At 54.6% G+C, this 16,125-nt stretch carries 12 protein-coding genes; 7 read left to right on the top strand and 5 right to left on the bottom strand.

Features of this window, described 5'->3' with window-relative positions:
* Positions 1–123 (top strand): hypothetical protein (locus FJ147_08670; GenBank protein ID MBM4255956.1); only part of this gene is annotated, 123 nt, incomplete at its 5' end.
* Between the two features lie 136 nt (positions 124–259).
* Entirely contained in the window at positions 260–550 is a 291-nt protein-coding gene (locus FJ147_08665) for a hypothetical protein (GenBank protein MBM4255955.1), read from the top strand.
* A 104-nt stretch (positions 551–654) separates the two neighbouring features.
* Here FJ147_08665 and FJ147_08660 read toward each other — a convergent pair whose 3' ends face one another.
* The 5 genes from FJ147_08660 to FJ147_08640 all read right to left on the bottom strand — a co-directional run bounded on the left by FJ147_08660 (position 655) and on the right by FJ147_08640 (position 9,052).
* A complete protein-coding gene (locus FJ147_08660; protein MBM4255954.1) occupies positions 655–3,507 on the bottom strand; it encodes a formate dehydrogenase subunit alpha in 2,853 nt (950 codons plus the stop codon).
* 122 nt (positions 3,508–3,629) lie between these two features.
* On the bottom strand, positions 3,630–5,444 hold the full coding sequence (locus tag FJ147_08655; protein ID MBM4255953.1) for an aldehyde ferredoxin oxidoreductase family protein: 1,815 nt from the start codon (positions 5,442–5,444) through the stop codon (positions 3,630–3,632).
* A 3-nt stretch (positions 5,445–5,447) separates the two neighbouring features.
* A complete protein-coding gene (locus tag FJ147_08650) occupies positions 5,448–6,356 on the bottom strand; it encodes a hypothetical protein (GenBank protein ID MBM4255952.1) in 909 nt (302 codons plus the stop codon).
* A 224-nt stretch (positions 6,357–6,580) separates the two neighbouring features.
* A complete protein-coding gene (nuoF, locus tag FJ147_08645; GenBank protein ID MBM4255951.1) occupies positions 6,581–8,239 on the bottom strand; it encodes an NADH-quinone oxidoreductase subunit NuoF in 1,659 nt (552 codons plus the stop codon).
* A gap of 387 nt (positions 8,240–8,626) precedes the next feature.
* Positions 8,627–9,052, bottom strand: a complete 426-nt coding sequence (locus tag FJ147_08640) for a nucleoside deaminase (protein MBM4255950.1) — start codon at positions 9,050–9,052, stop codon at positions 8,627–8,629.
* Positions 9,053–9,199: 147 nt separating this feature from the next.
* Here FJ147_08640 and FJ147_08635 point away from each other — a divergent pair, with 147 nt between their 5' ends.
* The 5 genes from FJ147_08635 to FJ147_08615 all read left to right on the top strand — a co-directional run bounded on the left by FJ147_08635 (position 9,200) and on the right by FJ147_08615 (position 16,115).
* Positions 9,200–10,108 (top strand): hypothetical protein, encoded by a 909-nt coding sequence (locus tag FJ147_08635; protein ID MBM4255949.1) that lies wholly within the window; start codon positions 9,200–9,202, stop codon positions 10,106–10,108.
* A gap of 45 nt (positions 10,109–10,153) precedes the next feature.
* On the top strand, positions 10,154–10,507 hold the full coding sequence (locus tag FJ147_08630) for a cytochrome P450 (protein MBM4255948.1): 354 nt from the start codon (positions 10,154–10,156) through the stop codon (positions 10,505–10,507).
* A complete protein-coding gene (locus FJ147_08625; GenBank protein MBM4255947.1) occupies positions 10,504–13,215 on the top strand; it encodes an amino acid adenylation domain-containing protein in 2,712 nt (903 codons plus the stop codon). Before FJ147_08630 ends, FJ147_08625 begins: the two co-directional genes overlap by 4 nt.
* Before the next feature lie 84 nt (positions 13,216–13,299).
* Positions 13,300–14,151 (top strand): TauD/TfdA family dioxygenase, encoded by an 852-nt coding sequence (locus FJ147_08620; protein MBM4255946.1) that lies wholly within the window; start codon positions 13,300–13,302, stop codon positions 14,149–14,151.
* A gap of 158 nt (positions 14,152–14,309) precedes the next feature.
* Entirely contained in the window at positions 14,310–16,115 is a 1,806-nt protein-coding gene (locus FJ147_08615; GenBank protein MBM4255945.1) for an aldehyde ferredoxin oxidoreductase family protein, read from the top strand.
* Positions 16,116–16,125: the final 10 nt, after the last annotated feature.

Below are 16,125 nucleotides of genomic sequence, written 5' to 3'. Positions count from 1 at the left end.
ACCTTGGACGCCAACGATTATCCCAAAGGCCTACAGGTCTCCGACGATGAGTTTCAAGCGCTCAATATCAAACCCGGTAAGTTTCATGGCGATTGGAACTATACGCTTCTTCCTCGCTCTTAATCGGTAACTTAATTCTTGCCCATGCCTAACGGCAGGAAAGTTTAGTGTGAACTTCTTCCGTCCCTGGGCAGTGATGGCGTCTGAGTGAATTTTTGACCAGGACCTTTCTCCTGAAGGTGCGGCTGAAGAATTAACGTTGTTCGAAGGCAAAGATTTCTTCCGCAGTCTGAAAATTGCTGCCGGTCAGTGGCCAGTGAAAGGATTCTTTCCTGGCCGAGATTCCTACATGTTGGGAGAACAACTACAACTGACAGTTGCACCAACGAAAAACTCGCTGCTAACGCTTGCTGCCGCCGACTACTACTTTGGCCGTTCGGACGCCATTGCGATCGAACGTATTCGTAACCCCCAGCTTGTGCTGACGAACTCTGTCCGCCTCAAAAGTGGCAAAATCGTGCGGGGGGGGGGGAATCTGATTTCTCAGTGAATCGTCTGCAGTTTGATGCGCTGTTTGCGTTTTAGGATAGCTGGGAGCGCGACCGTCTCGGTCGCATTTTCAGGTCTTGCGGGCGGGACGCCCGCGCTCCCAGGCTAGGCGCGTTCCACTTTTACCGCACAGAACTTGAACTCCGGAATCTTGCCGTACGGATCAAGTGCGTCGTTGGTCAACAAGTTGGCTGCGGCTTCGCGGAAATGGAACGGAATAAAGACACTGCCTTTTTGTGTGCGTACGCCGATGTGCGCTTTTAGCGTGATGGTCCCACGTCGGGAGCTAACTTTCACCATCTCACCATCTTGAATACCTAGAGCGTAGAGATCTTCTGGATGCACTTCGACGAATGCTTCTGGCTTGATGGCATCGAGCGCCTTGGAGCGACGGGTCATGGTGCCGGTGTGCCAGTGCTCTAAGACACGCCCGGTGTTGAGCACTAACGGATACTTGGCATCTGGTAGCTCGTTGGCGGGAGCAAATTCAGCCGGAACGAACTTGCCTTTGCCACTCGGGAATGTCTCCGTGAAGATCACAGACTGTCCAGGTTGGTGCGGATCAGGGCATGGCCACAACTCACCGCTAGTGCCAAGCTTGTCATAACTCAAGCCAGCCAGATTGGGTGACAATGCTGCCAACTCAGTGAAGACTTCCTCAGTTGAGTTGTAGTGCATGGGATAGCCCAGGCGCGTCGAGATATCGCAGATAATCTGCCAATCTGGTCGGGCTTGGCCTGGGGAAGCAATCGCTTGGCGCCCGATTTGCACGCGCCGGTCGGTGTTGGTGTAGGTACCGTCTTTCTCTGGGAAACTCGACGCTGGCAGAATGACATCGGCAAATTCTGCGGTCTCGGTGAGGAAGATGTCTTGCACCACTAAGAACTCAAGATTGGCCAGCGCCTTGCGTACTTTGTTGATGTTTGGGTCACTGAGAAACGGGTTTTCGCCCATCATGTGCATGCCTTTGATGGTGCCATGCAGTGCACCGTGGGCAATCTCAACCACAGTGAGTCCAGGCTTGGGATCGAGCGTTACGCCCCACGCTTTCTCGAACTTTGCACGGATTTGCGGGTTGTCGACACGTTGATAATCGGTGTAGACCATCGGAATCAGGCCGGAGTCTGACGCGCCTTGGACGTTGTTCTGTCCGCGCAACGGATGCAAGCCGGTTCCTGGACGTCCAATGTTGCCGGTCATCAGACACAGCGAAATGAGACAGCGCGCATTATCGGTACCGGTCGTGTGTTGTGAGATCCCCATGCCCCAGAAGATCATCGCATTCTTTGCTTTGCCATAAACGCGAGCAATGGTGCGGATCTCATCGGCAGGAACGCCGGTGATTTTTTCGACCATCTCTGGCGTGTATTGCTTGACGGTCTCAGCCAGCTCCGCAAAATTCTGGGTGCGATGCTCGATAAAGGTTGGATCGGTCATGCCTTCTTCAATGATGACGTGCATAACACCATTGAGGAACGCGACATCAGTTCCTGGTTTGTATCTCACATAGTGTTGCGCATGGTCAGCGATGGTCGGGCGACGCGGATCGATCACAATAAGTTTCGTGCCGCGATCAGCCGCTTGTTTGAAGAAGGTAGCCGCGACCGGATGATTTTCTGTCGTATTCGAGCCAATAATCACTGCGACATCAGCATATTGAATATCGCCAAAAACGTTAGAGACGGCGCCTGAACCAATGGTCTCTTGCAAGGCGGCTACTGAAGACGCGTGACACAGCCGGGTGCAGTGATCGACGTTATTGGTGCCGAACCCGGCACGAATCAGCTTTTGAAACAGATAGGCTTCCTCGTTCGAGCATTTGGCTGAGCCAAAGCCTGCCAGTGCGCCAGGACCATGTTGATCGCGAATGCCTTTGAGTTTGCTGGCGACTAACGTCAGCGCTTCTTCCCAGGTTGCTTCACGAAATGCGGGCATGACCTCGGCATAATCGACGATGCCACCGGGCTTACGTTGCCATTTGCCATCGGCGCCACGCACGTCTTGTGACAATGGTCCTTTGGGGTACGCTTCCGGTTTACGAATCAACGGCGCAGTCAAACGTTGTGGGTGCAGGGCATAATCGAAGCCGTAGCGACCTTTTACACACAATCGTCCGTGGTTGACCGGACTTTCACGGCCACTGACCTGCACGATCTTGTTGTCCTTGACGTGATAGGTGATTGCGCAACCAACACCACAATATGGACAAACAGAATCCACCGCTTTGGTCTGTGGTAATGCGACATCGACAGTCAACGGTTTGTTAAACAGTGCACCCGTGGGACACACCGATGCACACTCGCCGCAAGCGACACAAGTCGATTTGCCCATCGGCAGGTTCAAATCAAACCCGATATGGGCGTGCGCACCTTTGCCAGTGCGACCAATGACATCATTGTTTTGGATATCATCGCAGCCACGAATACAGCGATCGCACAGGATGCAGGCGTTGTGATCGACGGCGATGACTGGGGATGAAGGGTCATGGCCGTTTTCTGTGACGCGAGCAGGTAGGCGAATTGCTACCTTCCCCTCACCCTGACCCTCTCCCCTGCGGGGCGAGGGAACCTTGAGCAAACCGTATTGTTCGCCCAGCAGTTCGAGTTCACAGTTGCCGTTCTTTTGATGTTTGGCACAAGGGGTTGGGTGGTCAGCGAGGAGTAACTCAGCCAGCATCTTGCGCGAGCGCTCGATGCGTTCACTGTGGGTTTGCACTTCCATGCCTGGCTCGACCTGACGAATACACGCGGCTTGCGCGACACGCGCACCTTTGACATCGACCGCACACACTCGACACACGGCAACTGGATCAAGCCGTGGATCATGACACAGTACTGGGATATCAATTCCGAGCTGTCGCGCAGCTTCCCAAATGGTTGTTCCGGTAGGGACGCTTACGCTTTGGCCGTTGATTGTTAGCGTAATCAGTGTCGTTTGTTCTGTGGCGGCTGCGGTCATAATCTAATCCTTTTGTTGCTCGTCATACGTACGATATGGGACTAGGGGCTAGGGACTTGGGGCTTGTGGAAAAAAGAAAAACAAGTTCCTAGCCCCCAGCCCCTAGCCCCACTCTTCCCGTTTTACGTATTACGTGTCCCATCATCTATTCCCAATTCTCGTTGCTTCTCCAGCGGAACGTTTCCGTTCGCGCCCCATCCCCGAGCTTTGTAGTACCCCCCAATCATGGCACGTAACTCGGATTCAGTCAGCCCGATCCCTCTGCCTACGCCAGTAGGGAGTGGTTCGCTCAATAGGCGAACGGGGAGCCAGTCATCGTGCGTTTGCCATCCTTGTCGGAGGTTAAAAAGCTTCTTCAACACATTGATCCGTTCGCCGGTGTGTTGCAGTTCAGAACCAGTGAATGGATAGCCGGTCACTTTGCTCAGAATCTCTGCTGCTTCAATATAAAAGTCGGTGAAACATTTGCGCAGGAACTTACACACAATCAGTGAATCGATAATGGCCGAGAAATCTTCCGATGCGGCGACCAGAGCGCCACGTTGCGGGTCGATAGTGAAGCGATCGACTTGCCCCGAAAAATCCGCCTCATAAGCACCCGAACGGTTGTGGCACGCACCACGCAAACTTACGGCAAGTCCTAAGGCCATCGTTTTCAAGCTCCGGGGTTCGTAGCCAGGCAGTTCCATACCTTTGACATGCATGGCGAGATGCTCGGCTTCTCCACCAATCGTTACTGCAGCAGCACGTGAACCTTCTGCGAGTAACGCACCGAGACCTGTACGTTCACCGATAGCGGTAATAGTCGCAAGAAAAGCGTCAGCGTTACCAAAGTGCAAGCCGAGGCGTTGCGCATCCGGAAGAAGATTCTTTTCTGCGCATTCCATGGCCCAGGCGATAGTGCCACCGGTACTGATAGTATCGAGTCCATACTCATCGCATAGCTGCGCAGCACGCAGGACAACCTGTGAGTCTTCGATCCCACACAGTGGTCCGAGAGCAAAGAGCGTTTCATATTCTAACCGTTGTGGCTTGCCGTTGAGCGCATTAAACAATCGCTCGCAGCGAATCGTACATGCCGCACAGCCTTGAACACGACTTGCGGCTTCCTCCATCAGATGCTCACCGCTGAGTTGCTCAGCATGTTCAAAGGTGGATTGCTGGAAGTTACGGGTCGGTAATACACCAAGTCGATTAAAGACTGACAGGTTGGCGACCGTACCGATCTCGCGATATTTAGCTGTGACTGAACTGAGACTTTTCGTGCGCAACGTGTCAGCAATGGCCGCGACCGCTTCAGGATCGGCGACACGTGCGCGGCTGGTGCCACGCAGGGCAACCGCTTTGAGGTTCTTTGCGCCCATGACGGCACCAGTGCCACCACGACCGGCATGGCGTCCTTCCGTACTGATGGTGGCAAAGCGTACCAGACGTTCCCCAGCCAGACCGATAGCTGCGATGCGTATGCTTTGCTCTTTCTGTTCGTTGCGAATCGCTGTTTCGGTTTCTTGCGCACTTTTTCCACAAAGATGTGTAGCGTGGTGAAAACCGACACCACTGTCCGTGATAGTCAAATAGACTGGAGAGGTCGCTCGCCCGACAATCACGATCGCATCAAGCTGACAGCGTTTCAGCTCAAGCGCAGAAAAACTTGACGAGAGAGAGTCAGTAATGAGACCGGTGAGTGGTGAAGTAGTCACCACCGCAAACTTGGCTGTGGTTGTCAGACCGGTATCGACCAGTGGTGCAGTGGTAAAGATTAACGGGTTTTCTGGCGCAAATGCATCGACGGCTGGTGGAGCATAGTCGTAGAGCAACTTGGTTCCTAGTCCTGTACCACCGAGATACGCGCGCAGGACTTCGGGATCGAGTGCGACCCAGTGTGAGGTTTGCGTGGTTAAATCGATGTAGAGCAGGCGACCGTGAAAGCCGTACATGGCTCATCCTCCGGCATCACTCGAAAGAATGAGCAAACTATCTCCTGAGTGCAATGGCGTGTGTATATCATTAGGCAAAAACTGGGTGCCGTTCAGATTACAGGAAAAGCCAGCCAACAGAGATTTGCGGTCGGGAGCAATGACGGTGTTGAGTAGATCCGGTACGGCCTCAACCACCGCAGAGAGGGCATCACAAATAGTGGACCCTGGCGCGAGAGTCAGCGGAATCCGCTCCATTTTGGCCTTCAAACGCGCAACGCCAAAGAGTTCGATAACACAGGAAAACGCCTGATGGCGTTGCTGCCACAGGGCCAGTGCTGCCTGATAATCTTCCGGACTGTTCATGTTGCGGAAACTGAGTCCGTCAGGATCGAAGCGGCGGATGTCATGAGGCTGGACCTCATGAGTGCGAACTTTCTTGTACAGGGATATGGGCCGCAACTCGCCGCGTTGTAGTTGCTCTTGCAGCATCGGAGCGACACTGCGGCGGTACACCGCCTGTAATGGTTGCAGACGCTCCTCCCAGAATGGAACGACAACGTCGTAGTTCTCAATCAGTGACAGAAAATAGCTAACGAGTCGAAGAGTAAGAAACGGCGCGTCGCACGAGGTGACAAAACACACTTCATGAGACGCTGCTTGGAGACCATAAAGAATACCGCCTACCGGACCTTGATACGCAACCTCGTCACACACCAGTGTCACAGGCAAAGCTGGAAGTTCTTGACCCGGAGCAGCGACGACGACGACCTGAGCGAAATGCTGCTGCAACGTGCGAACAGTGTGCACGATCAACGGCTCGCCATCGAATGGGAGAAGGGCTTTTGGCTGGCCCATGCGCGAGCTTTTGCCGCCAGCGAGGATAATGGCGGATTGGGGGGCGGGGGGCGGGGGTTGTGGGGCGGTACTCATAAAAAGAAGTCAAATTGCAAAAGTCAAAACGTTAAAAGATCAACGGAAATTTTGTGGTAGCGTCATTCCCGCGAAAGCGGGAATCCAGGAGGAATAGCTACAGGCTTCTGCTTGAAGATCCTGGATGCCCGCCTGCGCGGGCATGACGGATGAGAGACTCCTCTAGTTACGTATCCAATTCTTTTATTCTAGAGCCTAGATCCCAACTCCCAGCACCCAACCCCTTAGCGAAAACATACACCTTCTGAACATCGCTTCTCCGTCAGATGCATCATCACTTCCTCTTTGAAGTACTTCAGCACTGAAGTAATCGGCAATGGCGCAGCCTGACCGAGTCCGCAAATCGATGTGAGCTGCATAGTCTCGGCCAACTCACCAATGAGATCGATTTCAGTTGTGGTCGCTTGCCCCTTGGTTGCACGGTCGAGGATGTGGACGATCTTTTCACTGCCCACGCGACACGGAACGCATTTGCCACACGACTCATTGCGAAAGAACGTCACAACATTCAGTGCGGCATCGAGCATGCACGTGCCTTCGGCGAGTGCGACCACTGCACCTGAACCGAGCATCGAGCCGACTTGGGCTAAGGCCTGAAAGTCGAGCGCGATGTTGCTCATTGAGGCTGGCAGGAATCCTGATGAAGCGCCACCAGGTGAAACCGCTTTCAGCTTTTTTCCGTTGCTGATGCCACCACCATACTGGTCGATCAGTTCTGCGACCGAAAGGCCCAGGGGAACTTCGTAGACTCCAGGTTTTGCTACATGACCGCTGAGACCAAGATACTTGAGCCCGTTCTCGTTACGCCCTTGGCTTTTGAACCACGCTGCCCCGCGTTTCAAAATGCCTGGGACCATACACAATGTTTCGACGTTGTTGATCAATGTCGGTTTTCCCCACAGACCATGTGTACCTGGGAACGGTGGTTTGTTGCGTGGCTCGGCTCGCTTGCCTTCCAATGCTTCTAGCAGTGCGGTCTCTTCACCACAAATGTAACCACCAGCACTCACAAACAGTTCGACCTCACACGAGAAGCCTGAGTTGCCAATCGGCGAACCGATCAGTCCAGCCTTCTGTGCTTCGGCAAGCGCATGTTCCAGCACATGTTCTTGTTGCGGATATTCGTGACGAAGAAAGATATACGCCTGGCGAGCACCGACGACGTATGCTGCGAGTAAGATGCCTTCGAGCAGAAGGTGGGGAAAGCGTTCCATCAAGAAGCGATCTTTGAAGGTACCCGGCTCGCTCTCATCGGCATTAACGACAACATACTTTTGTTCGCCGGTGGCATTGCGAACAATTTCCCACTTCAAGCCGGTAGGAAATCCGGCGCCACCCATGCCACGCAGACCACTGTCTTTGAGTGTCTGGAGGACGCGAGCGACATCTTGCGTCGACAAGAGTTCGCGCAGCATAGAGAAGCGTTCTGCAGGCTGGGTATAGGGATCAATGTTGTAAGTCGTTGATCCCTGTTGGACAAATGAAGCATCCGGGGCGGTTCCTTGTAGAAACGCTTGCAATAGTGCCTCAAGTCGCTGATCAGTGACCCCAGCATAAATGGTGTCATTGATCGCAACGGCAGGAGCTTGGTCACAGCGACCGAGACAGGATGTCGTACCAATTTCACAACTTGTCTGACTTCCGAGTCGTTGTTTCGCACCCGCGAGGACCCGTTGAGCCCCAGCGATATGACATGACAGGTCCGCACAAACTTTGACGTCGAGCTGAGGATGCGGTCGCAAGCGAAAATGCGGATAAAAGCTCGCGACTGCTTGCAACTTGTATAGCGGTGTCGTCGTGCGTTGGGAAAAGGCTCGCAGCTCATCTTCGGGGAGATAGCCGTGTTTGTCCTGAATCGCTTTGAGTTCGCTAATGAGGTTCATCAAGGGCACTCTAATGCGAAAGGGGCGGTGAGGTCCAGAGGGTTGCTAGTGACTGCAGCAACGTGCCAGGACCAGTCGGTTATGTAACTCAACTTGTGCTTCGCGATGAGCTGCGAAATCAACCGGGAGCTAATGCGTTTGGGATGATCTTAGCGATATGGTGATGTACGCACTGATGACCATCGCTTACGGTCGTGACCGTCGGATCCTGCAGGAAACGGTAGCGAACACTCGGTGTGCCTGGAGCCAAACGGTAGCGAAGCGCGTTTTGTTTGCTATGCCCAAATCGATGGCTGGAGACTGGTCCTCACTTCTCGCACAGCCGCCATCGCGACCTTTCTCCCATGATCTGCGCACCATTAACTCAAGAGCGGCATAGCGTAGATCTTAGCATTCCCTTTCCCTCACACCAGTGATGATCTGCAGCCGCCTACCTGTCATTGTGGCTAGCGCCTCAACCGAATAGTTTCCCAAGTCATTATGCTTGAATGCGGTATGACGCGCCCCGAGTCCCAACGTGGGGATGTTCGCGGTTATGATCGCCCAACAACACATCGGGCAGGGTTCCATTGTTGTGTAGATTGTGGTCCCGGATAGATCGGTCGTTTTCAGGCTGGTTGCAACGTTGCGAATCGCCACCATCTCACCGTGCGCAGATGGATCACCACTCGTTTGAACGAGATTGCGTCCCTCTCCTAAGATTCGGCCGTCCTTAACGATGACACTACCCACCGGGCCATTGCCTTCGTCCAGGGACACCCGAGCCAGCATTAGCGCACGGTCCATGAAATAATTGTGCAATGATAGGCTCATCCTTATCTCCGCTGGCAAGCTATATAGCTGCACCGGCGAACCGTCAAGCTTTGTACTTTGTATAAGAGGGGGCGGTCAATTTTGCGCTCCCTGGTTTCCTATAATACAATTTGTTTGCTGGTTACTATCGTCCCGAGGTTCTCGACAATGAAGGCTACGCTCTTTGACTGGCTCCAGCCGTATCCGGTTACCTATGCACGCATCCGGGCCGCCCTGTCCCGTCACCCGTTGCCGCCTGGCGACTTCATCGCACTTGACCCGTTGGAGAGAGCCGATCGCGATACCCTGCGCCAGCGCGCAGAGGTGTTAGGACCCATATTCAAAGGGATTGCCTGGGGTGAATTGTGTATTTTCATCGTCGGTCTCGATCGGTGCCGGGAAATCACGCAACAACATGGGTCGGATCTGCGGGTCATTTCCATGGAACTCGATCACCTCATTCCGAAAGGGCTCCTTCACATCATGGAAGGGGATGATCATCGGCTCTACCGCAGGGCAATCCTGCAAGCTCTGCACGGCATTGAGTTGGCTGCTAATGAATCGGTGCTCGAAGCGATTGTCGCTACGGCACTGCGCGATTATGTCCAACGAAGCGGTGAACATAACAACGCGGCAAACGCATACACCACTGCGATGTCGGCCATAGCAACAGCCGTGGTGACCTGGCTGTTCTTTGGAGCTGAGCCGGGAACCGCAGTGCATGAGCGATTCCTGGCACACTTTCGCGAACTTGGTCCCTATGGACTTGTATGGCATCCACAGCAGCGGCAGGAGAATGCCTTCCGCGCATTCCGCGATGATTTGCGCGCTGAGGTCACAGCGATACGTACTGGCAGCGGAAATCTGCGGAAAGGTGGTTTGGTGGCACAAATGGTGGAACAGGGGACGCTGGACGATACCCTACTCGGAAACGTGATCTATCAAGCGGAGATGGGCCGATCCGATCTAAAGAACTGGTTTCGGTGGCTGACGCGGCATGTCGCCGATGAGCCGGCGGTGCTCGCGCGCATCGGTGCTGAAGACATGGGCCATGAGTGGGTGCGACCGCTGGCGTAGGCTTTCGTATTGGAGACGCTACGTACCGACCAGAGTGAGCGACTGATGCGTCGTGCGAAGCGCGACTTCATTTTTGAGGGGTTTCTTATCCCGCGGAATGCAACCGTCCGACTTTGCCTTTGGGAGTCCCATCATGCGGAGAGTATGTTTAGAGAACCGCACAGTTTCAATCCACAGAGGTTCTTGAAGGAAACGCCCGGAAAAGAGTGTTACGCGCCATTTGGAGTTGATCATCACCAATGCCCGATGGGAGGAGTCGTTATCCGGCTCGGCATGGTGTTCCTGCGCGTTCTTGCACGTGGGTACTCCCTGACTGCGCTTTCTGAGGGGCCGGCAGTGCGTGGTGGTTACCACTGGGAACCAGCGCCAGGGTTTGCCGTAGAATTGAGGCCGCGATGACGATTGATGATACTCGTATGCTTGACGAGAATCTGTTTACGCTCTTTGCCCTCCAAGCCCGGCGGCGGCCTGAGGCTACAGCCGTAATCGACGCCTCTGGTGCGACATCTTACAGCGCCCTGGAGGCGCGCGCGCGCCAAATTGCTGACGCGCTGATCCTGTGGGGACTCGGCGCTGAACAGCCCGTCGGGGTGCTGATGCACAGGACGTCTGATCTTCTCGCTACTCTGCTTGGAATTCTGAAAGCTGGCGGATGCTACGTGCCGCTCGATCCAGATGATCCACCCGAGCGAGCGCGTCGCATCATCACCAGTGCAGGATGTACGCTTGTCCTTGGTCACACATCGTTACTGCAAAAACTTCAAGCCTCGATACATATAACAGAGGATACGCCAGCGAGCCCTGTGTTCGTCGAGGTCGAGAGATTAAGGGCCAGGTCCGGCGAGTCGTGCCCCTCGCAGCAGCTTCCACAAGGCGGAAACCGGCTCGCCTACATCCTGTTCACGTCCGGGAGTACGGGAATGCCGAAAGGAGTTGAGGTCGAGCACCGCAATGTGGTGAGACTGCTCATCACCGCACGTGATCTCCTCGGGGTCTCCGAGTCTGACCGCTACTTGGCGACCTCGACGGTCGGCTTTGATAGTTCCGTGGCTGAGATGTACCTGCCGATGATCACCGGAGGCGCCGTCATTCTGTATGATCGGAGTCTCGTGCTGGGTCCACGTCGTCTCGCCAACGAGATCCGCAAGCATGAGGTCTCGGTGCTGATGACAGGGCCATCGGTGTGGTCGGTCGCGCTCGCGGCGGTTCCTGACTTCCCACGATTACGGATCGCCATTAGCCATGGGGAGGCGCTCCCCCGCGATCTTGCGTTGCGACTGATCGATATCGGTGATACCGCGTGGAACCTCTATGGCCCAACCGAAACGACGGTATGGGCGACCGGACATCAGCTCGGCCACGACAAGACCGCCCATTTAGCGCACTCAGTCTCGGCTCCGATCGGCCGGCCGCTGGCCCACGTCGACGTACAAGTGATGGACGAGCAGGGAGTGCAAGTCCCGACCGGTGTCGAGGGTGAACTCTGGATCGGTGGTCCAGCGCTGGCCCGTGGCTACCGTGGCAATGAGCAACTGACACGGGAGCGATTTATCACCATCGGTGCCAATGAACAGAGGTTCTACCGGACCGGCGATGTCGTCGTGGAGGATGCCACCGGGACCCTTCACTACTTTGGCCGTAACGATGACCAGATAAAAGTGCGTGGCGTGCGCATCGAACCTATGGAAGTAGAGTCAGCTCTCTTGAGTCATCCTGGCGTGACCCAGGCGGCGGTAACCTGGTTTGCGACAACCTCGGGTACACGCTCCATTGTCGCTGCCGTGGTTATGAAGCCAGGCTGCTGTGTGAGTGCCGAGGATTTCCATCAGTACCTGTCGGGGATCCTTTCTGCAACGATGGTCCCGTCGCGATTTGTTTTCTGCGAGGCTCTCCCATTGTTGCCAAGCGGGAAAGTCGATCGCAACACTATTCGAGTTCGCGCAGCGGACATACCAGTGGAGACCACCTCAACATTGAACCAGGATGAGGGAACCGACACCGAACGTACCCTTATCCGCATTTGGGAGCGTACGCTCGGTATTCACCCGGTGCGTAGAACAGATCACTTCTTCACGATTGGAGGAGACTCTTTATCGGGTGTGACAGTGATGCTCGAGGTCGAAGCTGCCTTCAAGATCTCACTCCCTTTTCGTGCCCTGTTCGAAGCCTCGACGCTTGATCGGTTCGCAGAGCGCATCGAGCGCGAGCGGTCGCAGCCGCATAAGCTCGATAATCCTCAGTTCATCTTTCCTCTCACACAGCAGGGCCGAGGAACTCCCATGTTCTTTAGTACAGGTAACCTCAAGCTTGCGCAAAAGGGGCTCTGGAGCGTCGATTGTCCTTTGTATGCCGTATCGCTGTGGGCCCAGGGGAGCGGCTTTGTGAAAGCGAACTCGCTGGAAGAGCTGGCACGCTTTCACATTGACAACATCCGAACGATTCAGCCTCATGGTCCTTACCGCCTAGCCGGGTATTCTTTCGGTGGCTTGGTCGCGCTTGAGATCGCTCAGCAACTGCGTCATGCCGGTGAGAGGATCGAACTGCTTTTTCTGCTCGACCCGAGTGAGCCGTTCACGAGTGGAAACGCGCTGAACCTCCAACCGAGCGAGCCGGTGGTCAACGGCGCATACGACGCGCTAGGCCCGGGGATCAAGGCAGGGCGTCTGATGCAGAGTCCACGAAACTTGGTGCCGTCCATGGTGAGGCGCGTAGGAGGTAAAGTAAAGCGTGCGGTTCGTGTTCCGTACCGCAGAATCCGCCAGCCACTGTTAGAGTGGCTGAGCTACCATCTCGTCGACCTCTATGGCCGGAACGCGAACCCAGTCTCGACTCGCCTCCTGCCGAAAAATCGCTGGCCAGCGTTTTGTTATGCCTCAAAGCGCCTTGGCAAATCCTACGTTCCACGTCCTTACGAGGGCGACGTACTCGCGGTCTTCGTCGATCGCGATGATCGGTATGCTCTGTGGCACGCTTTGCTTGGTCCAACTGCCGACATCCGCGTTGTCGAATCGAGCCATGCCGAATTGTTCTCTGACCCGGCGCTGCCGCAATGGCTTGAAATGCTACGTATCCGCCTCGACGGAGCGTCTGAGCAACGACACGAATAACCGCGTAGCATTGTGCACTTGTCTTCTTTTTAACAGTGTGGAATGTTGCGCATACATAAGTGTGGATAACTGGATGTTTGATCCATGGCATTGCCACAACTTTCTCTACAAGAGGCACCACGTCAGCACCGACAGTTAGGCGTCCGCATTCGCCTTGAACGGAGCATTTTCGATTTGGCTGATGAAGACATTCGCTTATTGCTCGATGCATTGGCCCACCATGGAGTCCTCTGCATTGTTAACCAGCCACCAATTGAGCCTCGTCAGTTACACGACTTTGCCGCGAGATGGGGCGAGGTGATCGAGCTCCCTGCGGGGCTCGCGTTCGCCAATAAAGAACCTGGACTGCCCAGCATTGCCCGTATCGGTAATATCCGTCCCGACGGTAGCATTATTTCTTCTGTTCGGTTTGCAGAATATTGGCACCACGATGGCGATTTTTGGCCGCCAGGGCAAAACTTCATTGTGAATTTCTTGAGCGGTGTCCAAATACCCTCGACAGGTGGCCGCACAGGATTTCTTGATTCCAGACTCGCATACGAGCAACTAGAGGATGAACACAAAGCTGATTTGGCTGATGCCTATGTTTGTGTACGAGCTTCAGAAATCAGCGATTTCCAGAAGGCGGCTCCTCACGAGCTGCCGCCGGATGTACAGCATCCAGTGCTGCTTCCTCATCCCCTCACCAAACAGATCGCTTTATATCTACCAGATTCATCCTCAGGTATTCAGAAAAAAAACGGACAGTCTTGTGGAGCTGTGCAAACTCTCGTCGAATCGGTCCAACAGAAACTCGGTGTGCGAGAGCATGTTTGGGAAGTCGGCGATTTGCTTATCATAGATAACCTGCAGGTCATGCATCGTAGTATGGGCGGATATGGTGATCGCCCACGACTTCTCCACCGCTGTCAGGCACGTATTTCTTACGCCCGATAATTTCCCCAATACCAGTATTTTGCGACCGCGACAGATGAGACGCCTATGCAGTTTGCGTTCTCCTCGTCCTTGTTCCCCCCCTATTGCCCGTGCTACAGACTGGGGGAGAAATTCGTACTAAATCTTACTTCGCAATGTTGCTTAGGTAGGAGGGCGTTATGCAAGGCGCAACTGTTCTACGTGTCAACTTAAGCACTGGTCAGATCCGCAAAGAAGCGGTGCCAGAGCAAATGATTAAAACCTTCATCGGTGGTCGTGGGGTTGGGAGCAAGCTGCTCATGGATAATATGGACCCGAAGATCGATGCCTTCGACCCACGCAATCCGTTGATTTTTGCCACTGGTCCAGTCACCGGCACCTACGCGCCGACTGGCGGTCGGTACATGGTGATCACGAAGTCGCCACTCACGGGCGCGATCGCCTGCTCCAACTCTGGTGGCTACTGGGGGCCAGCACTGCGCTACGCGGGCTATGAGTACCTCATGGTTGAGGGCAAAGCCAAAGAGCCTTCATACATTTACATTCACGATGACAAAGTCGAGATCCGTAGCGCCAAGCATCTGTGGGGTAAGATTGTCGATGACACCGAGAACATGATCCGCGAAGAGACGCACCCGGAAGTGCGCGTTGCGTTGATTGGTCAAGGGGGTGAGAACCTCGCCCGCACTGCTTGTGTGATGAATGATAAGGGACGTGCCGCTGGCCGTTCTGGCGTCGGTGCCGTGATGGGCTCGAAGAACTTGAAAGCCGTTGCTGTGCGTGGCACCAAAGGATTTAAGATTGCCAACCCTGATGCATTCACGGCGGCAGTGTTAAAAGGCCGTGATAAACTGAAGGCCGGTCCAACCACTAGTGGCCTCACCATGCTCGGGACTGCAGGCACCGTTTCCTACATGAACATGGTGGGCATGTTGCCGACTAATAACTTCCAAGCAGGTGTTTTTGCTGGAGCTGCAGCGGTTGATGGCACGGTGGTGAAGAAAGACTTCATGACCCGTAACCGTGGCTGCCATAGCTGCATGATCCATTGCGGTCGCGTGACCAAAGTCACTGGTCACGGGCAGTTTGATGGTCGTGGTGAAGGACCAGAATACGAAACCATTTACGGTGTCGGCACGATCTGTGGTGTCGATAATCTTGCTGCTGTGATTAAGGCTAACTATCTGTGCAACGAATATGGCTTGGATACCCTCGAAGCAGGTATCGCTATTGGGACCGCGATCGAGCTCGCCGAGAAGGGCTATATCCCAGAAAGTGACATCGGCTTCAAACTTAAATTTGGCGATGCCGACGCCATGGTCAAGTTGCTCGAAGCGCAGGCATTCCGTAAAGGACCGATTGGGCATTGGCTGGCTGAAGGTGGTTTCCGTCTGGCTGAACACTATGGTCACCCAGAACTGTTCATGGGCTCAAAGAAGCAGGGCTTTGCCGCATACGATCCGCGTGGTTCGATCGGCATGGGCTTAGCGTATGCCACCTCCAATCGCGGCGCGTGCCATCTGCGTGGCTACACCATTTCCCTTGAGCACTTCGGTAATCCGATCAAGCTCGATCCATTCACTCCGAAAGATAAACCGTACTGGCTGACGATTCTGCAAAACACCACCTCGTTCGTCGATGCATCAGGGATCTGTTTGTTCTCGACCTTCGACATGAATCCTGGTGAAGACGTCACCGCGATGGTGAGTGAGTCGCTGGGCTACAATGTCGGCGGACCAGAGGACATGCTCAAGATTGGTGAGCGTATCTGGACGCTGGAGCGCATGTTCAACAATGCCGCCGGGTTGACCCGCGCGGATGACAGTTTGCCGCCGCGTATCACTAGTGAGCCGTTGACCGAAGGAGCGAGCAAGGGACACGTCGTTGATCTGGAACCGATGTTGAACGAGTACTATCAACTACGGGGTTGGGATATGCAGGGGCGTCCGACGTCAGACAAACTGCGCGAACTTGGTTTAGCGTAAGAGGGGGAGG

This window comes from Deltaproteobacteria bacterium (assembly GCA_016874775.1).
In the GTDB taxonomy this organism is placed as follows: Bacteria; Desulfobacterota; Binatia; order Bin18; family Bin18; genus VGTJ01.
The sequence above is the reverse complement of the archived record's forward strand: the minus strand, read 5'-3'. Positions and strand labels throughout refer to the sequence as shown.

What these genes read in the sequence shown, in the direction of transcription:
- FJ147_08660 (MBM4255954.1), bottom strand. Translation starts at nt 3,507, where the DNA reads ATGACCGCAGCCGCCACAGAACAAACGACACTGATTACGCTAACAATC.
- FJ147_08655 (MBM4255953.1), bottom strand. Translation starts at nt 5,444, where the DNA reads ATGTACGGCTTTCACGGTCGCCTGCTCTACATCGATTTAACCACGCAA.
- FJ147_08650 (MBM4255952.1), bottom strand. Translation starts at nt 6,356, where the DNA reads ATGAGTACCGCCCCACAACCCCCGCCCCCCGCCCCCCAATCCGCCATT.
- nuoF (MBM4255951.1), bottom strand. Translation starts at nt 8,239, where the DNA reads ATGAACCTCATTAGCGAACTCAAAGCGATTCAGGACAAACACGGCTAT.
- FJ147_08640 (MBM4255950.1), bottom strand. Translation starts at nt 9,052, where the DNA reads ATGAGCCTATCATTGCACAATTATTTCATGGACCGTGCGCTAATGCTG.
- FJ147_08635 (MBM4255949.1), top strand. Translation starts at nt 9,200, where the DNA reads ATGAAGGCTACGCTCTTTGACTGGCTCCAGCCGTATCCGGTTACCTAT.
- FJ147_08630 (MBM4255948.1), top strand. Translation starts at nt 10,154, where the DNA reads ATGCGTCGTGCGAAGCGCGACTTCATTTTTGAGGGGTTTCTTATCCCG.
- FJ147_08625 (MBM4255947.1), top strand. Translation starts at nt 10,504, where the DNA reads ATGACGATTGATGATACTCGTATGCTTGACGAGAATCTGTTTACGCTC.
- FJ147_08620 (MBM4255946.1), top strand. Translation starts at nt 13,300, where the DNA reads ATGGCATTGCCACAACTTTCTCTACAAGAGGCACCACGTCAGCACCGA.
- FJ147_08615 (MBM4255945.1), top strand. Translation starts at nt 14,310, where the DNA reads ATGCAAGGCGCAACTGTTCTACGTGTCAACTTAAGCACTGGTCAGATC.